The 17,039-nt window shown below is 64.1% G+C and carries 14 protein-coding genes and 3 pseudogenes; 5 read left to right on the top strand and 12 right to left on the bottom strand.

From position 1 onward, the window contains the following. Nucleotides 1-220: 220 nt before the first annotated feature. Nucleotides 221-493: pseudogene (locus tag OXS27_RS29030) on the top strand (transposase); the annotation flags it as partial. Nucleotides 494-498: 5 nt separating this feature from the next. Beyond that, nucleotides 499-1,272: a hypothetical protein gene (locus tag OXS27_RS29035; protein ID WP_267360897.1), complete on the top strand. Its 774-nt coding sequence runs from the start codon at nucleotides 499-501 to the stop codon at nucleotides 1,270-1,272. 122 nt (nucleotides 1,273-1,394) lie between these two features. Here the strand turns inward: OXS27_RS29035 and OXS27_RS29040 are convergent. After that, a pseudogene (locus tag OXS27_RS29040) lies at nucleotides 1,395-3,042 on the bottom strand (ISL3 family transposase). Nucleotides 3,043-3,187: 145 nt separating this feature from the next. Between OXS27_RS29040 and OXS27_RS29045 the strand changes: the two are divergent. Continuing rightward, nucleotides 3,188-4,356, top strand: a protein-coding gene (locus OXS27_RS29045) for an IS3 family transposase (protein ID WP_267360872.1) whose coding sequence is annotated in 2 segments (ribosomal slippage) — nucleotides 3,188-3,452 and nucleotides 3,452-4,356 — 1,170 coding nt in all. Because the reading frame shifts where the segments join, the coding sequence is not laid out codon by codon here. A gap of 148 nt (nucleotides 4,357-4,504) precedes the next feature. Beyond that, nucleotides 4,505-5,099: pseudogene (locus OXS27_RS29050) on the top strand (sugar transporter); the annotation flags it as partial. Nucleotides 5,100-5,709: 610 nt separating this feature from the next. Here the strand turns inward: OXS27_RS29050 and solA are convergent. The 7 genes from solA to OXS27_RS29085 form a co-directional block, all read right to left on the bottom strand. Next, nucleotides 5,710-6,879, bottom strand: a complete 1,170-nt coding sequence (gene solA / locus OXS27_RS29055; protein WP_267360874.1) for an N-methyl-L-tryptophan oxidase — start codon at nucleotides 6,877-6,879, stop codon at nucleotides 5,710-5,712. Nucleotides 6,880-6,910: 31 nt separating this feature from the next. After that, nucleotides 6,911-7,882 carry a dipeptidase gene (locus tag OXS27_RS29060; protein WP_267360876.1) on the bottom strand — a complete coding sequence of 324 codons (972 nt, stop codon included), beginning with the start codon at nucleotides 7,880-7,882 and terminating at the stop codon, nucleotides 6,911-6,913. An 11-nt stretch (nucleotides 7,883-7,893) separates the two neighbouring features. Continuing rightward, nucleotides 7,894-8,967, bottom strand: a complete 1,074-nt coding sequence (locus OXS27_RS29065) for an ABC transporter ATP-binding protein (protein WP_267360878.1) — start codon at nucleotides 8,965-8,967, stop codon at nucleotides 7,894-7,896. 31 nt (nucleotides 8,968-8,998) lie between these two features. After that, entirely contained in the window at nucleotides 8,999-9,805 is an 807-nt protein-coding gene (locus OXS27_RS29070; RefSeq protein ID WP_267360880.1) for an ABC transporter permease, read from the bottom strand. A 4-nt stretch (nucleotides 9,806-9,809) separates the two neighbouring features. Continuing rightward, nucleotides 9,810-10,715: an ABC transporter permease gene (locus OXS27_RS29075; protein ID WP_267360882.1), complete on the bottom strand. Its 906-nt coding sequence runs from the start codon at nucleotides 10,713-10,715 to the stop codon at nucleotides 9,810-9,812. 4 nt (nucleotides 10,716-10,719) lie between these two features. Beyond that, the gene (locus tag OXS27_RS29080; protein WP_267360884.1) at nucleotides 10,720-11,784 is read right to left on the bottom strand and encodes an extracellular solute-binding protein; all 1,065 of its coding nucleotides are present in this window, start codon (nucleotides 11,782-11,784) and stop codon (nucleotides 10,720-10,722) included. A 67-nt stretch (nucleotides 11,785-11,851) separates the two neighbouring features. Further along, nucleotides 11,852-12,556, bottom strand: a complete 705-nt coding sequence (locus OXS27_RS29085; RefSeq protein ID WP_267360886.1) for an isochorismatase family protein — start codon at nucleotides 12,554-12,556, stop codon at nucleotides 11,852-11,854. 122 nt (nucleotides 12,557-12,678) lie between these two features. Here OXS27_RS29085 and OXS27_RS29090 point away from each other — a divergent pair, with 122 nt between their 5' ends. Further along, on the top strand, nucleotides 12,679-13,602 hold the full coding sequence (locus OXS27_RS29090; RefSeq protein WP_267360888.1) for a LysR family transcriptional regulator: 924 nt from the start codon (nucleotides 12,679-12,681) through the stop codon (nucleotides 13,600-13,602). A gap of 378 nt (nucleotides 13,603-13,980) precedes the next feature. On the opposite strand, the gene OXS27_RS29095 is transcribed toward OXS27_RS29090, so the two are convergent. The 4 genes from OXS27_RS29095 to OXS27_RS29110 form a co-directional block, all read right to left on the bottom strand. Continuing rightward, complete coding sequence (locus tag OXS27_RS29095) at nucleotides 13,981-14,796, bottom strand: sigma-70 family RNA polymerase sigma factor (protein WP_267360890.1); 816 nt, start codon at nucleotides 14,794-14,796, stop codon at nucleotides 13,981-13,983. Nucleotides 14,797-14,970: 174 nt separating this feature from the next. Beyond that, a complete protein-coding gene (locus OXS27_RS29100; RefSeq protein ID WP_267360892.1) occupies nucleotides 14,971-15,681 on the bottom strand; it encodes a hypothetical protein in 711 nt (236 codons plus the stop codon). 54 nt (nucleotides 15,682-15,735) lie between these two features. Continuing rightward, on the bottom strand, nucleotides 15,736-16,122 hold the full coding sequence (locus OXS27_RS29105; RefSeq protein ID WP_267360894.1) for a hypothetical protein: 387 nt from the start codon (nucleotides 16,120-16,122) through the stop codon (nucleotides 15,736-15,738). A 119-nt stretch (nucleotides 16,123-16,241) separates the two neighbouring features. Further along, nucleotides 16,242-17,039, bottom strand: a 798-nt coding sequence (locus OXS27_RS29110) for a YsnF/AvaK domain-containing protein (protein WP_267360895.1), incomplete at its 5' end; no start/stop codon positions are given.

A 17,039-nucleotide genomic window follows, 5' to 3' on the forward strand; every position in this document is an offset into this window, starting at 1 on the left:
GTCGGTTCATAATCCCGTAGCGTGATGCCGCCCCGCTCACCGTGCGCGCTGAAAGATGCACATTCAGCTGCACAGCTTACGCTGCTTCATCTGCGCCCGGCAGGTCGCGGCCGATTTACCGATGCTGTAAATGAACCCATGGGCGCCGGCGATTTGACCTAACCGGCTGGCTTTGGACCGGGCTGATTGTGAGGATCAGCTGGGACCGAGGGAGTTGGACATGCGGCGAAGTCAGAAGACGAGGGCGGCGCAGGTGGTGCTGAAGCTGCGCCAAGTCGAGGTACAGACGGCACAAGGCAAAAACTTGGCGCTGGCGTGCAAAAAGGCGGAGATCTCCGAGCAGAGCTGATACCGCTGGCGCAAGGAGTACAGCGGCCTCCAAGTCGACCAGGCCAGGAAGATGAAGGATCTAGAGCGCAAGAACGCGCGGCTGCGGCGGCTCGTGGCGGACCTGTCTTTGGAAAAGCAGGTGCTTGCGGACGTCGCCTCGGGAAACTCATGGCAATTATACCCTTCACACATACGGCCGCTGATAGCTCCCTGTCGCGCATTGGCCACGAGCGTGACATCTTCTCGCGCCAAGGCTTGACGGTCACAACGCCAACCGGAAGCGCCATGAGACGCGTGCGAAGCATCAACCCGCTGTTGCTCGGCATCCTTGGGTGGTGCATAACTTTGGCTAATTTAGCCGTTGGGCAGGTATTTATACATGCCTTCGGATTCACTCTATGTGTGAGAATTTTAGTAGGAATTTTGATTGTGATCACTGTTAGTATTCCAGTTATTTCAATGATTTTTCTCTCCAATCACTACAAATCCAGTTCGGATTCGATCAAAAGGATAATTATGATGTATTTAGGGATGCTCTTGATATGTGCCAACGCAAACTTCAATCTTGTATTGCATGATCCTGTTGTTGCGCACTCTCCTTTCAGCGGGATACCCCCAATTTGGAGCTCCGACCCCACCGAGCTTTCTCAAGCGCAGATTTGGATCAATATATTCACAGCGGCAGCTTATTGCCTGCATCTCAGTATTTCAACCCTTTCTACCTTCAATGATGGTCAGATTATTCCAATAACTTGGTATGCGAAATTAGTTATAGACATGGAAGTCCTAATGGGACTTGGTATCACAGTGTTGGTAGTGGGGCGCCATTTTTCTTGGCGTTTTGATGTTCCGACAAATCATCAAACTACAGAAACTGCTGAAACCACACAGATCGACACTCGTCGTTCATCTGTGACAATGCTAAGGCGGCATGCTTCGTAATGTCGCGCACATTCTAAGTAGCTGCGATTAGTTCCTATTCGGCTGCGCGAGCCGCTTCAACACGGCATCAAAGTCGGCTTGGCCTGCCCCCTGAAAAGTGGCTCTTCGCCAAGTTTGGTGGATTAGGCTGCGAGGAGGAACCGTCGTCGGAGGAGATCGAGATTGGCGCGGCCGTACATGGCGCGCTTCAGGATTTGAGACGCGTGATCTGCCCTTCTGCCTGCCCACTGCTCCAAGGCAGTGTCAGCGCAGATCGAACGGCGTCTCCATCCTGGCCGATGCTGCCAGCGAAGCTCTCTACGACGCGAACACCGCAGGTTTGCGCGTCGCCTAGCCATTCATCGAACGCCGTGACATCCGTTTTTCCCGACGGCTGCTGGCCACAACAGCTCCGGACGATCCGGCAGAAGCGGCGGCCTAGTTCGATGACCTTGGCCGCCTCGGGATCCTGCAGGACGCGCAAGACGACTGCAGCTTGCTGGGTGTCGAGTCCTTCGGGCTCACGCAAGAGATACCAGGACAGCTGCTTGGATGAAGCCAGGGGTGATGCGGTCGAGGTTGCAACATGGATGTCGGTCGGTGCTGGCGGCGACCGGATTGTCGTTTTGGCCGAGCCTGCGCGCTGCTCGGACAACCAGCGACGCACTTGCTTCGAGGTGCCGGCAAAGCCGATCCCTCGAAGTTCGCGCCAGAGCTGCGCAGCGTTCTTGCAGCCCTCATCGAAGCGGCCATGCAGATGCCCTAGAAAAGGATCGAGCATGCTTGGCTTCGGCTCGCGCATGCCATTCCGGGGGGAAGCTCGCGGCGAAGGCGTACTTACGCACCGTGGCGCGGGCCATTCCGGTCTCGCGATTGATGCGCCGAAGCGAGTGTCCTTCCGCATGGCGGCGACGCACATCATCGTAGGCCGCTTCCCATCGGCGGCGGACCGCGGCCCGCGCGACCATCTCTGACGGTGCGCGTGGGTAGGCCGTGATGCGCTGGATCGATGGCGATGCCGGGGTCACGGCCGGCAACAGCTTCAAACGCGGATGAACGCGGGCGAGCCAGCGCTCGACCATCTGCCGGGTATTGAGCAGAAGGTGCCACCGGTCCGCGACCTGAACGGCATCGGGCGCACCCATGGCGGTCCCACGGGCATACTCGGTCGAGCGATCTCGTGCCACGACCTGGATCTGTGGGTCGCGTCGCAGACGAACTGCCAGGCGAGGCCGAACGATCCGGCAGCAGGTCGATGGGACGTCGGCGTTCGAGATCGACCAGAATGGTGCCATAGGTTCGGCCTTTGCGCAGCGCCCAGTCGTCGACACCGACGATGATCGGTTTGGATCCGGTCGGCAGCGGCCATTTGCGGATACCCCGCAGCAACGTCGTGGCACTGGTCGGCATCGCCAGGTGCGGCAGTAGTCGGGCGGCGGGTGTGGCACCGAGCGCCAGCGCGGTCCGAACCTGAGCGTTGGCCAGCCGGCGGGTCCTGTGAGCGTAGCGGTCGAGGAGGCAAGGAAGACGCTCGGCGAAGGTCCGACGCGCGCAAGCAGGATCGTGGCAGTAGAAACGTCGGATCGTTAGGTTCAGGCGCACCTCCTGACCGCTCGTTGGCAGGTCGGCACGCCGTCGATGATAGCGACTATGCACAGACCGACTGATGGTACGACAACCTGGGCAACGGGCGTGATCGCGCTTCGCTTGAGCGGTAATGCGAAGGGCAGCGCACTTCTCACGCGTGACGTGGAGACAGCGACAACCGGGGATGTGACAGAGAAGGGTCATGCCCTGATCTGAGAATCCCTGCCCGGTTCAGCCAGGAGCCACCTCCCGGCATCCGGCCCAGCAACCCTCATTCACCAAACTTGGCGAAGAGCCGAAAAGTGGTCCTGCCTGAGGTATGGCTTTGAGCCATGTTGAGGATGTTTTCATGGGACGAAAGAAGCATACGGTTGAGGAGATCGTCGCAAAGCTGCGTCAGGTCGATGTTTTGGTCTCGCAAGGCCGCAAAGTCGCCGAAGCAATCCGGTCTATCGAGGTGACGGAGGTCACGTATTATCGCTGGCGCTCCGAGTACGATGGCCGAAAGGGTGATCAAGTCAAGAGATTGAAGTCTTTGGAGACGAAGAATCAGCGCCTCCGCCGGGCGATTTCGGACCTGACCCTGGAGAAGCTCATCCTGAAGGAGGCAGCTTCGGAAAACTTCTGAGCCCGGCTCGCCGCCGGGCCTGTGTCGACTTCGTCGTTGCCGAGCACGGTGTGTCCGAACGCTTCGCTTGCCGTGTCCTGGGCCAACATCGTTCGACCCAGCGCAAATGCGCCGTCCTTGCCGAAGACGAAACCGCTTTGACGACCGCCATCGTCGCCCTGGCGCTACAGTATGGACGCTACCGCTACCGTCGGATCACGGCTTTGCTCCGGTGTGATGGCTGGACGGTGAACGTGAAGCGCGTCGAACGGATCTGGCAGCGCGAAGGGCTCAAGGTCCCAGCCCGCCAGCCAAAGCGGGCACGCCTCTGGCTCAACGACGGCTCCTACCTTCGCTTACGACCCGAGCAGCCTGACCACGTCTGGTCCTACGACTTCGTCGAGCACCGCACGCACAACGGACGCAAGTACCGAATGCTGAACGTCATCGACGAGTTCACACGCGAGTGCCTGGCCATCCGCGTATCTCGTAAGCTCAAGGCGCTGGACGTGATCGACGTACTCTCGGACCTGTTCAGTCTGCGTGGAGTGCCAGGGCGCATCCGTTCGGACAACGGGCCGGAGTTCATCGCTCGATCTGTCCGTGACTGGATCGCAGCGGTTGGCTCGACCACGGCCTATATCGAGCCTGGCAGTCCGTGGGAGAACGGCTATTGCGAGAGCTTCAACGCAAAGCTGCGGGATGAACTTCTCAACGGTGAGGTATTCTATACTCTCAAGGAGGTCGGCGTCGTGATCGAGCAATGGCGGAGGCACTACAACAGCATCCGGCCGCACTCGTCGCTCGGCTACCAGCCACCCGCGCCGGAGGTCGTCCTCTGGCCAACCGAACCGAGCGGATCAGTGCCGTCCGCTCGCCCTGCCATCGTCAGCCGACCGACGATGCACTAACTTCGAACCCGGGCCGCCAATTGGGGGCAGGCCAGGTGCGCAGTCCTCCGCAATCCGCAAAGTCGACCTCTCGTTCGTCGACCGGTTAGATCCGACATCTCCGCTCTACGGCCATTAAGCAACAAGGACAAAACACGGGCACAGCGCTCGCATCCTCGACGTCATCGCCGCTGCCGGCGGCAACCGCCCGCCGGTCAACGAGACCTCTGTGCGGCTCTCGCGCGGGCCGGTCACCGCGACTGTGCCGCTGATCACGGTGATGTCCAACCCGCGTGAGAACATCTACCTGCGGACCAACGACGTGCTGACGCTGGTGCGCGATCCGCAGACTTTCGTCGCGGTGGGCGCACTGGGCAACAGCACCGAGCTGCCGTTCCAGGCGGACGGCATCACGCTGGCGCAGGCGGGCCGAGGCGCGCGGCCTGTCGGACTTCGCCGCCGACTCGGCTGGCACGTTCATCTTCCGGTTCGAGCCAGCCAGCGTCGTGCGCCGGCTCAGTCCCGGCTCAAAGCTGCTCGGCACGCCGCTGGTGCGGGTGGTATACCGGATTGACATGCGCGACCTCAACAGCCTGTTCGTCAGCAAGGCGTTCCGGATGCGCAACCGCGACCTCGTCTACGTCTCGAACGCACTGTTCACCATGATCGCGGAGGTATTGAGCATATTATCCACCGCCGCTGGTCCTATTTTTTCTGCAGCCACTACCTATTGCTTTGTAGAATTACTATATAACAAATTTTAATGGAGATTTTTTGGTTATTATGTAAACTAATCCGCGGCATTTGTATGATTGAACGAAATATCATCCTCCTGCAAGCCACAATTATACAGTAGCGCTGTGCGCCGACAAGGAGCTTGGCGTTCTGAGCTCTTTCCTCGATTGGCAGTCCTGTCCGGGATGGTCCTTGGCGGGCAGCAAGCGGCAGCTTCTAATGCTGGCCTCCCTAAAAGTCGCCGAACCGCTTCCTACCTAATCGTAAGTCTCCGACTGGTCGACAGACTGGAAGCGGACCTTATCAAGGCGCCCAATGGGTCGCACGCGGCCATGAAATGTCGCGTCACGTCTGTTCGTAAACTGTCCTTTTTTCGAATGATTGATGGAAGTCGGTAACGTCCACTTAGGGGATGTCGTTACAGCTGCCTGAATGACCGAGATGGGCGCAAAGCCGAACGACCGGTTTTGCGCCATCGGCGACCCAGCATGGTGTAGTCTGGCCGTAAGCCGCTAGTCTGCTCATAGGCGCCTACGTTGTGAGGACAGACGTTAAGTCCCAGCAAGCGCCGACCTGCCATCTTGCGGGTTATTAAGCTAAGACGAACAGAGCAGGTCCCGAACGGGTTCTAGACTCCGGTCACACAAAGCTTTGCTCAGTACCCGCATGCAAACCGGGCGTGAAGCGGTCAAACGCATGTAGTCTAAGGTCAAAGCTTGGCCTCTTGCCAGTGGCGAGATCGGCTAGAACCTCGCCCACGACGCTGCAGAACTTGTAACCGTGGCCTGAGCAGGGCGAGGCGACAACCACCTGCGGCAGGTCCGGCAGCGTGTCGATTACGAAGTGCTCGTCCGGTGTGTTTGTGAAGAAGCACGCCCGCATCGCCATCGTCGGACCGTTCGCCTGGGGGAAGTAGCGGCTGACGCAGGGGCGTAGCACCGCCTCGTCCTCGGCTCCGCACTCCCGCGACAAGGCATCAGCACCGCCAGTCTCGCCGAGATGGTGCCAGCGACCGATCTTGAAGCCCGGCACGTGCCAGACCGGGAAGCCGTAGAACTTGCCCTCGTCGACCTCCATGTTGAACACCGGGAAGCGTTCCGGCGCGAACAGAGCAGGTTCCCGCGGCTGGAACCAGCCGAGCACCTGCCGCTCGGGTACAGCGACGGTTTTCAGCTGCGGCACGAACTCGCCCATCCACGAGCCCGCCGAGAGGATGAGGCGTCCCGCCTCGTAGGTGCCGCGCTCCGTCGTGACGCGCACGCCCGTCGCGGTCGGCTCCCAGCTCAGCGCCGGCTCCCGCGCCCGGATCTCGGCGCCGGCCGCCTGCGCCTGCGTGACGTGCGCGACGATCGCGCGCTCCGCCGAGACGAAGCCGCCATCCGGCTGAAGGACGGCGCGATGCGTGTCGGGCAGGTTGTAGCCGGGCGCCACGCGGCGCAACTCGGCGCCGTCGAGGAGCCGGTGCGGGAGGTCGTGCATCCGGCAGGCCGCGAGCGAGCCTTCGACCATGGCGCTGCCCTCGGGCCCCGCATCGATCGAGCCGGTGATGAACAGGAGCTGCTCCCCGAACCGTCTCTCCAGGTCCCGCCAGTTCTCGTAGGCGCGCCGCAGCAACGGAACGTACGAGGGATCCTCGAAGTAGGCGAGGCGGATGATCCGGTTGAAGCCGTGCGAGGATCCCATGGCATGCGGGATGTCGAAGCGCTCGAGCCCGAGCACCCGCACGCCCCGGCGGGCGAGATGGCAGCAGGCGGCTGAGCCCATGCCGCCGACGCCGAGGACAATGACGTCGTAGGTGTTCGCTGACATCGCGTGGTCTCCGAAGGTGCCCGAGGCGCGATCAAGCCCAGACGTCGCCGAGCAAGGCGAGCCAGTTGCCGCCCATCACGCGTTCAATGCGGGAAGCCGGCCAGCCGCGCCGCTCCATCGCGGCGGTGAGGTTCGGGAAGTCGCCGATCGTGCGAATGCCCTCGGGATTCAGAACCTCGCCGAAATCCGTGAGCTTGCGCCCGTCGCCCTTGTCGTGGGTGATGTAGTCGAAGAAGGCCTGCCCGTAGCCCTGCGTGAAGTCGGTGCCGATGCCGGCATTCGCCTCACCGACGAGATCGATCACGTACGCGATGGCATCAAGGTAATCCTCGATCGTGGAGGCCGCGCCCCGGGCCAGGAACGGGGGGAACATCGTGACGCCGACGAAGCCGCCGCGCTCGGCGATGAAGCGCAACTGCGCGTCCGTCTTGTTGCGGGGGTGGTCCTTCAGGGCAGCGGGCAGGCAGTGGGAATAGGCGACGCGACGCTTCGAAGCGCGGATTGCGTCCTCGCTGGTCTTGGGCCCGACATGCGAGAGGTCGCACAGGATACCGAGCCGGTCCATCTCGGCCAGCACGTCGTGGCCGAAATCGGACAGCCCGCCGTCGCACGTCTCGTAGCAGCCCGAGCCGACGAGGTTCTGGGTATTGTAGGTGAGCTGGACGATGCGCAGGCCGAGCGCGTGGAACAGCTCCAGGTATTCGATCCGGTCCTCGATCGCGCTGGTGTTCTGCCAGCCGTGGATGATGGCGGTGCGCCGCTCCGCCTTGGCGCGGTGGATGTCGGCGACACCGTGGACGGGCGTGATCAGGTCGGTATGCTCGCGAAACCAGCGTCGCCAGCGGGCCATCGTACGCATGGTCGTAGCGAAATCCTCCCAGACGGAGCAGGTGCAATTGGCCGCCGTGACGCCCCCGCGGCGCATGTCAGCGAAGACTTCAGGCCCGAAATCGGAGACGATCAGCCCGTCGATGACGATCAGGTCGTCGTGCCGGATGGTCATGGAGTGTCCTCTCAGAGTTCGGTGGGGACGAAGTGGCAGGCATCCGGTGGAACGGCGACGTGGACGCGCGCGCCGGGTTCGAGCATGACCGGGCCGCCGGTTGCAGGGGTCGCCCGGCGCGCCGTCAGGCACAGACCGGACTGGGTCCGCAGCCGGTACTCGACCGAGAGCCCGCGATAGGTCGCCGCCTCGATCTCGGCATCCAGCGTATCGGGCTCCGCGTCCACGCCGGGGGGGGTGATCCGGAGGCGCTCGGGACGGATCGCGAGGACCGTCGGCCCGAGGCCGGCGACCGCACCGGGGATGCGGATCGCGTTGCCGTCGGCGAGCCGGAAAGTGCCGGGTCCCTCGACCGTCCCCGGCAGGAGGTTCGTCACACCCATGAATTCCGCCACGAAGCGCGAGCGCGGCGCGCCGAACACCGCCTCGGGGCTGCCGTCCTGCTCGATCCGCCCGGCGCGCATCACGACGATGCGGTCGGCGATCGAGAGCGCCTCGTCCTGATCGTGCGTGACGAAGATCGTGGTGATGCCCATCGCCTTCTGGATCTGACGGATCTCGAGCTTCATCTCGCCGCGTAGCTGCGCATCGAGATTCGAGAGCGGCTCGTCGAGGAGCAGCACGGAGGGCTCGATCACCAGGGCGCGGGCGAGGGAGACCCGCTGCTGTTGACCTCCGGAGAGCTGCTTGGGCAACCGATCCGCCATCGCGGATAGGCGCACCCGGTCGAGCGCCCGAGCGACGCGGGAAGTGATCTCGGACCGAGGCAGGCGGCGCATCTCCAGGCCGAAGGCGACGTTCTGGGCGATGCTCATGTGCGGGAACAGGGCGTAGCTCTGGAAGCCGAAGCCGATGTTGCGCTTGGCCGGCGCCAGACGGGTCACGTCGTGGCCCCCGATCAGGATGTTACCGGCATCCGTCTCAACGAACCCGCCGATCATCCGCAGCGTCGTGGTCTTGCCGCAGCCCGAGGGGCCGAGCAGGGCAACGAGCTGGCCCTCGGGCACGTCGAGCGTGACGTCGTCCACGGCTTTGAAACCACCGTAGCGCTTGGTCAGGGAGCGAAGGGCGACAGTCGTAGACATGGTCCGTTCTCCGGGCTGTCGGGAGGCAGTCTCAAAAGGCTTGAGCGAGACGCGCGTAGCGGTCGCTGACGAGGAGCGCCGTCCCGACGATCAAGATCTGGACAGCGGCGACCGCCGCGACCGTCCCGTCGAGGTTCCATTCGAGATAGTTGACGAGTGCGATCTGCAGGGTCGTCCGGCCTGGGCCGACGAGAAAGATCGATTTCTCCAGATCGATGAATGAGATCACGAAGGAGAACAGGCCCGCCGCGATGATGGCCGGCCGGATCGCCGGCAGGGTCACGCGCCGCAGCACCGTGAGCGGTCCGGCACCGAGGCTCGCGGCTGCGTCCTCGATCGCCCGGTCGGCCGAGGCGAGCGAGGCGCTGACCAGCCGGATGGTCCAGGGCAGCGCGATCAGCGTATGGGCGACGAGCAGGCCGCCGATCGTGCCAGCCACCCGGATGTCGAAGAGTGCCTCGACCTCGATAAAAGCGATGAACAGGGCGGCTCCACCGACGATGCCAGGGACCACCATCGGCGCGAGCAGCAGGGCCTGGACGGCATCGCGTCCGGGAAACCGGCCGCGCACCAGACCGAGGCTCGCCGGCACGCCGAGGGCGAGGCTCGCCGCCATGGCGAACAGCGCCGTCTCTACGCTGGTGACGAAGCCCTCGCGGAAGGCGTCCGTGTCGAGGGCCCGGGCGTACCAGTCGAGGGTGTAGCCGCTCGCCGGGAAGGCCAGGATACGGTTGGCGAAGAACGAGACCCAGACAATGACTACCAGCGGTAGCACGATGAATGCGAGGACCACGCCCGAGATGGCGCCGTAGGTCCAGCGGATGCCAGTGCGCGACATGGCCCTACTCCGACCAGCGCCGGTAGCGACGCTGCACGAGGACGTTGGCGGTGGTGGTCAGCACGAGGGTCACGGTCATCAGCACGAAGGCGAGGGCCGCGCCGAATGGCCAGTTCATGGCCTTGGCCACCTGCTGGTAGACCTCGGGCGCCATCATGTGGAACTGCGGGCCACCGATCAGCACGGGCGTGGCATAGGCGTTCATCGACAGGATGAAGCAGAGCATCGTGCCGGCGAGCAGCCCGGGTAGCGCGAGCGGCAGCACGACCCGCCGCAGGATCGTAAGGTGCCCGGCGCCCAGACTCTCGGCCGCTTCCTCCAAGACCGGATCGATCCGCTCGATCACGCTTTGCAGCGTCACGATCATGAAGGGCAGCGTCACAGAGACGAGGCCGATCACCACGGCGGTGGGGGTGTACATCAGCCGGGGTGGAGTGAGCCCCACCGCGGAGAGGATGGCAGCGAGAAGGCCCTTGTCGCCGAGGATGACCATCCAGGCGGCGGTACGGACCGCGTTACCCATGAGGAGCGGCAGGATGATGAGGATCAGGACCTTCGACTTCCAGCGTGGCCCGACCTGCCGCACCAGGGCGTAGGCGACAGGGAAGCCGAGCACGAGGCAGATCAGCGTGGCGAGGGCCGCCACCCAGAGGGTCGTCAGCAGGACGTCCCGGTAGAAGGCGTCGTTCAGGAACTTGGCGTAGTTGGCGAGGGTGAGCCCCTCAACCATCAGCTCACCCGGTATGAACCGGTTGAAGCTGTAGCGGCACATCAGGGCAAGCGGCCCGAGGAGGGCCACGACGACCAGCAGCGTCCCCGGTAGGACACCGCCGATGCCCGGGGGAACTCGCGGCCGGATCCGGGGCGCGATGTCAGGCGCCAGGACTTCCGAGCGTACGAGGGTGGCCATCGGCTCAGCGCGCCATCGTCTTGTTCCACCATTCGAGCCACTCGGCGGTGTTCTTCGAGACGTAGGCGTTATCCGGGAAGTTGAGCTGCTCGCGTTCCTCGGGCGAGAAATCGATCCGGGCGCGCAGATCCGGGCTCAGATCCGCCGCGCCGTTGGCCGGCGCGTAGAAGCTCGCCGCGGCAAGGTCCGCCATCGCCTTCCGGTCGAGCATCGCGTTCAGGTAGACGTAGGCGCCGTCCGGGTTCGGCGCGCGTTTCGGCATACCGGCGCCGAAGGTGATCGCGATCGCGCCTTCCTTCGGGTATTGGATGGCTAGCGGCGAGCCCTCGTTGATCCATTGCAGGCCGCGCGCCTTGTAGTTCAGGGCGATGTCGACCTCGCCGGTGGCCAACGCGGCGCCGAGCTGCTGGTGGGCGGCGTAGAGGCGGGGCTGAACCAGCTCCTTCAGCGCGACAAGCCGGTCGTGGCCGGACTCGACGCTCGTCATGTTGCCGCCCCGGATCAGCCCGGACATCATCATGTAGTTGAAGTAGAGCTGGTTGGTCAGCCCGAGCCGGCCAGCCCACTTCTTGTCCCAGAGTTCCTCGTAGGATCGGGGCGGATCCTTGATCTTGTCCTTGTTGTAGATGATCACTACGCCGCTGTAGAGCCACGGGACGAAGTAGTCCTTACGCAGGGCCAGCACCACGTCGCCGTAGTTCGGGATGCGTGCCCGATCGAGATCGGCGAGCACGTCCTGCTTCATCATTTCGAACCCATCCGAATCGTTCAGATGGATCACGTCGATGCTGCCACGGCGCAGACGGCGCTCGGCCAGGAGCTTGGCCTTGCGCTCCGGCTCCATGCCGAGGTCGCGGACCACCGTGAGCCCTTGCGTCTCCACGAGGGGCGTCTCGACGAACCGCACCGTGCGCTGGTTCCAGTCGCCGCCCCAATTGGAGACGACGACCGTGCCGGCAGCCGCGTGCGCCTCGTGCACCGCGCCTGCCGTGAAGATTGCCGCCGCGCTGCCGAGGAGCGCCTGCCGGCGCGTCGGTGAGAACGTCTCGTCGGATCGCACAGCACTCATCAGCTCACACTCCTGCGAAGGGTCGGCGGGCGGAGGATCGGACCGCCTCGCGCGGACGGTCCGGCGGTCAGGCGGCGTTGCGCAGTGCCACCTCGTCGAGGTAGGCGACACAGCGCTCCAACGGCTCGACATCGGCAAACTTCGCGTCGATATCGAAAAGGTTCCAGGCGACGGCCCCGGGCACGCGGTCGCCGATGCACTCGCGCACCGCGATGGTACGGAAGCCCTCGGCGAGGCCGTCGCAGAGCGTCGTGCGCACGCAGGCCGAGGCGGTCACTCCTGTGACCAGGATCGTGTCGACGTTGTTCGCGCGCAGGAAGCCGGCGAGATAGGTGCCGTGGAAGGCGCTGGCGCGCTTCTTCACCAGCACCTGCTCACCCGGCACCGGCTCGATGCGGCTATCGATCGCCCAGAGCTCGGGCTTGTTCTGGTCGACGACCTCGACCGGGATTTTACGGTGCCACAGGCCCATGTCGGTCTTGGGACTGTCGACATCGGTGACCTGATAGCAGGTGGTGACGTGCACGACCGGGTGGTTGTTCCGGCGGCAGGCGGCCAGCAGCGCCTGGACACCGGGGATGATCTCGTCGTCGATCTTCTCGCAGGTGAAGGGATTGCCCGGCCGCGTCCAGGCATTGGCGAGGTCGACGTTGATCAGGGCGGGGCGACGGCCAAACCCGACCCGGCGCTGAAACCCGCGCTCTTTGTACAGCGCGCGCGCCTCCGCGAATGCGGCCTCGAGGGCGCTATCGAGTTCGGTGTTGAAGGCCATCGGTCCCATCCCTTGCATCGTTCGTTCCAGCCCGCCGCAGCGGGATCGAAACGAGGATGTTGCAGATGGCTCCGGGTGTGAAATGATGAATTTGCCCCGATTGATACGATTTTTGGCATTAAATGCGATTTGGTCTCCGACACGTCACAGGTTGCCTTGTCCTGGCTCAGGAGCTTCATTTCGGCCGGGCCGCTCAGCGCCTCGCGACGACGCAGCCGGGCCTGAGCCGGCTCGTCGCCGAACTAGAAGCGAACGTCGGCGTGAAGCTGTTCCGGCGCACGACGCGAACGGTCGAGGTGACCGAGGCCGGTCGCGCCTTCCTCGCCGAGTGCCGGATCGGCCTCGATCATCTGGAGCGGGCCGTCACGCTGGCGCAGCGCACGGCGACCGGCATGACCGGTGTTCTGCGCGTCGGCTACATGGATTTCGCGATCAACGGTCGCCTGCCGGAGCTGGTCCGCGCCTTTAGCGAAGTGCGGCCGGGGATCCGGCTGGAGCTGTCGCACGTCCCCTCACAACTGCAACGCGAGGCCCTGCTCAACGATCGCATTGACGTCGGCTTCACGCTGAGCGCCGTCGATAACGAGCATTTCGAGAGCATGCTGTTCGACCGCGACTCCTACGTAGCCCTGCTGCCGGTGACCCATCCTCTCTCGAACGCGCGCAGTCTCAGGCTCAAGGATCTCGCCGGGGAGCCGTTCGTGCTTGGATCGGGCGGGAGCTGGAGCGCTTACCGCGAGGCCTTCTTCGCGATCTGCCACCGCCGGGGCTTCCATCCGATCGTCAGCCAGGAGGCTTCGTCGAGCGAGGGCATCTTCGGCCTCGTGGCAGCGGGAGCCGGCGTGAGCACCTACGCCAGCTGTGTGCGCAACGTGCAGCGGCGCGGGATCGTGATCCGCTCCCTCGACGACGTACCCGACAACATCGCAACCTACGCCACTTGGATGAAGCCGGCTCGATCCACCAGCCTAGAGGCCTTCACCACCTTCCTGGCGACTGTGTGGGGCGCTGCGACAGCAAGCACCAACACGCGATTGAAGTCTTGAGAACGCGCGCGGAGGCGGACTGCTACTGCCCTCCCTGGAGCACAGGGCGGCTCTGGATGCCTGTTAGGAGCCACTTTCGGAGAACAAGAAGCTATCTCGGGCTGTGACATCAAAGGTGCCATGGCGTTGCTAACTCCGACGTGTAGATTCAGCTCCCCCGACGTCCGCTTCGGAGATGTCTTCGGAGCGTGATGAATGACCAGGATGGGCGCGAAGCCGAATGTCCGGTCCTGCGCGTGTCGGCAATAACGCGTGACGTAGTCTGGCCGTAAGCGGAATGGCTGCTTCAGGGAAGGATTCGTGGAAAAGCGGACGTGCTCCTGAGCCTGCACGCCGAACGCGCGAAAACACTTGTGACAAGGGCAGGCGCTGTTCGGCTCAAGTCGGGATCCGCTCGTCTGCCTTCTCGAGCAATTCGGTCAAGAACGCCCGTGCACGGCTGACGCGGCTTTTGACTGTGCCGACCTGACAACCCACGTGAGCCGCAGCCGCTTCGTAGGTCATGCCCTGGGCACCCACGAGTAAGAGAGCCTCTCGCTGGCGCGGCGGTAGCTTGCTGAGCGACGCCCAGACCTTCCGAAGCTCGGCCCCGTGTTCCTGAGCGGCCGGAGTAATCATCTGCGTAGCCGCAGCGCCATCAACATCCTCGATCTCGCGCTTGCGCTTGCGGCACTCCGTGTAGAACTGGTTGCGCAGGATTGTGCACAGCCAACCTACGAGGTTGGAGTTCGGCTCGAAGCGATGCTGGTTTGCCCACGCTCTGACCAGGGTTTCCTGCACAAGGTCGTCGGCGCGGCATGGATCCATAGTCAGTGATCTCGCGTAGAGGCGAAGACCGGAAAGGGCGGCGAGTAGGTCATCGCGAAACTGAGAGGCAACCATCTCTCCTTGAACTCTCAAAGCCGTATCGATTTGCGCGATGAGCGCGAGATGGTGCCGGGGCTGTGCTTTGGCGAAGACGGAGGCGTAGGATGCCCGTAGCTGATGACCTAGGTGGTCGCGCACGGGCGTCGGCAAGCCCAGTTCTGCCGTTCGAGGCACAGGCGCCGAGAGACCGCGGCGGTAGACCAGTGCCACGGCATGCCAGAAGGCAGCTTTGTCCGCGCCTGATCGGGCAAGGCTCTGGTCAATCTTCGCATGCGCCTTTTGGGCGAGTGCCTCAACCTGGGCGGGTACGACCTCAAGCTGCAACATCACCGCCTCGCGAATGTTAATCGCTGTCACATCAACGTAGCCCGCAGGCGTTTGCTCCCGCACAGCTGCTCAGAAGGCTTTTGTACGGATAGGACGACCTCGCGCTCGACATACTGCAAGGCCGCCCATTTGCAGCGGGCGGGAGCCCTGCTGGCTTCTTTTGAGGTAGGCCCCTCAGAGCGGATGGTTGTAGACGCGGACCCGGCGAGCGCCCGACAGCGCACCGGCATCCTGAGAGGCGCTGCCGCTCACCGCATCGCTCTGGCGCACGGCCGATCCCGCTGCGGCATCAGACCCGATAAGCGTGGACGTGTCGGTGCCGACACGAGCGGGCTCGACCGCGTCTGAGGCCGGCCCTGCCCAGCCGTCCCGCTGCCAACCTTCCGCACGCTCATCGAGATCAACGGCACCGTGCTCCTCCAGGATGCGCTCGACGGTACCAGAGCGAGCCTCGTCGGTGCGCACCGTCAAAAGCGATCCGCCCCGCCGCACTCCTTCGGAGTAGGCGTGTGCGTCGCGCTCGCTGACGCCTGCGCCGGCCAGGGAGCCCGCAAGCCCGCCAGCGGCTGCGCCAATGCCCGCACCGGTCAGCGTCGCCACGAGCCAGCCGGCAGCCACGACCGGGCCGACACCCGGGATCGCCATCAGCCCGAGCCCGGCCAGCAGACCCGCACCACCGCCAAGGACGGTCCCGAGCGTCGCGCCTGCCCCCGTCCCGGTCGCCGAGTGTTCAGCTTTGTGGCCATCTTCTTCAGGCGTGGTCCCCGACTTGTTGCTCACGAGGCTGATGTCGCTGTGCGGGACACCTGCAGCCTCCAGCTTCGTCACCGCGGTCGTGGCATCTTCATAGCGGTCGTAGAGTGCAGTCAGGGTGCGCGAGGTCATGGAAAACTCCAAGAAGGACAAAGATCTAGGAAGCGGGCTAGCTGCGGTGTGCGCCTACCGGACGGCGACATTGCCCTTGAAGTCGAGGCCGATGTTGGTCAGCTTGCCATCCATCATTGCGCTGCCGCCCCAGATACCGTCGGCGTCCTTTTTCAGGTCCTTGACGTCGTGGAAGCCGGCCTTCTCCAAGCGGCGGCGCGCTTCGCCTTCGGTGAAGCTGTTTGCGCCCTTCTCCAGCTTGACGCCCGTTAGCGCCCCTGTGCTCGCCGGCTTGCCGTCCTGAGCGTGATCGGTGTTGGGCCGTGTCACGGCGTTCTGCCCGCCAGAGGTCGCGCTCGACGCGCCGCCGGTTGCTGGCTGACCCGTGACGGTGGTTTGGGCTAGAACTGGGGTGGCTGCGAGCAGTGGCAGCACGATGAGGAACGTACGGTCGAGCGACATGGCAGTGTTCCTGTATTCTTGAGACACGCTGTGAGCGTGAGGCCGCCGGTCTGGATGCCGTCGACGCGCGTGTGGGTTGCCCAGCGCTGAGGAGCGCCGGGCAGTTGCGTCGAGGACGTTCAGACAGGCTTGCGCGGCGTGGTGCCGGTGGTCGTACCGGTGGTACCGGTGCGGCTGACGTTGCCGCGCTCGTCCTCGACCTCGACTTCGGTCCGGCGGACCTTGTCGGTCACCGTCTCGGTACGCTGCCCGGCATCCTTGTGGATGCCGACTTCCTCGACCACGCGGGCGTCCTTGTTGACCACCGCCTGCTCGCGCATCTCGGTCGCCTCGATGACCCGGTTCTCGAACAAGGCCTCGTCGGCCGCAGTGGGCGCGCGGTCGACCGGACGCCGGTCAACGTGGACGGTCTCGTCGCGCAGTGTGACCTGCTCCTCGACCGGCTTCTCGACGACGTAGGAGCGCACCCGCACCCGGCCACTTTCGGCCACGCGCTTGCCGACGTTGAGCCGCTCCTCGACGATCGGGATGTAGTCCTTCCCGCCGGCCGTCGCTCCCGCTGCAGAGCGCTCACCCGACGCGTAGGTCGCCGCTCCGGACGTCCCAGCAGTAGCGCCGGTCGCCGCAGTGGTGCCGCCCGTGGCTGCGGTCGTGCCGCCGGTCGCCGAGTACCCGCCCCAGCCTTCCTTGCGCCAGGAGGCCTCGCGCTGGTCGAGATCGACCGAGCCGTTCTGCTCCAAGATATCGTAGGCGGTCTCAAGCCGGGCTTGGTCGGTCTGCACGGTCAGAAGCGTGCCACCGCGGCTCAGACCCTCGCTGTAGGCGTAGCGATCCTCTTCAGGCATGAAGAAGTCCTTGAGTGAGCCCCAGAAGCCGCCCTCGTCCTTGTAGTAGTCGTACGAGCCGCTCGTGCGCGC

Source organism: Methylobacterium sp. GC_Met_3 (assembly GCF_026540775.1).
Lineage (GTDB): Bacteria > Pseudomonadota > Alphaproteobacteria > Rhizobiales > Beijerinckiaceae > Methylobacterium.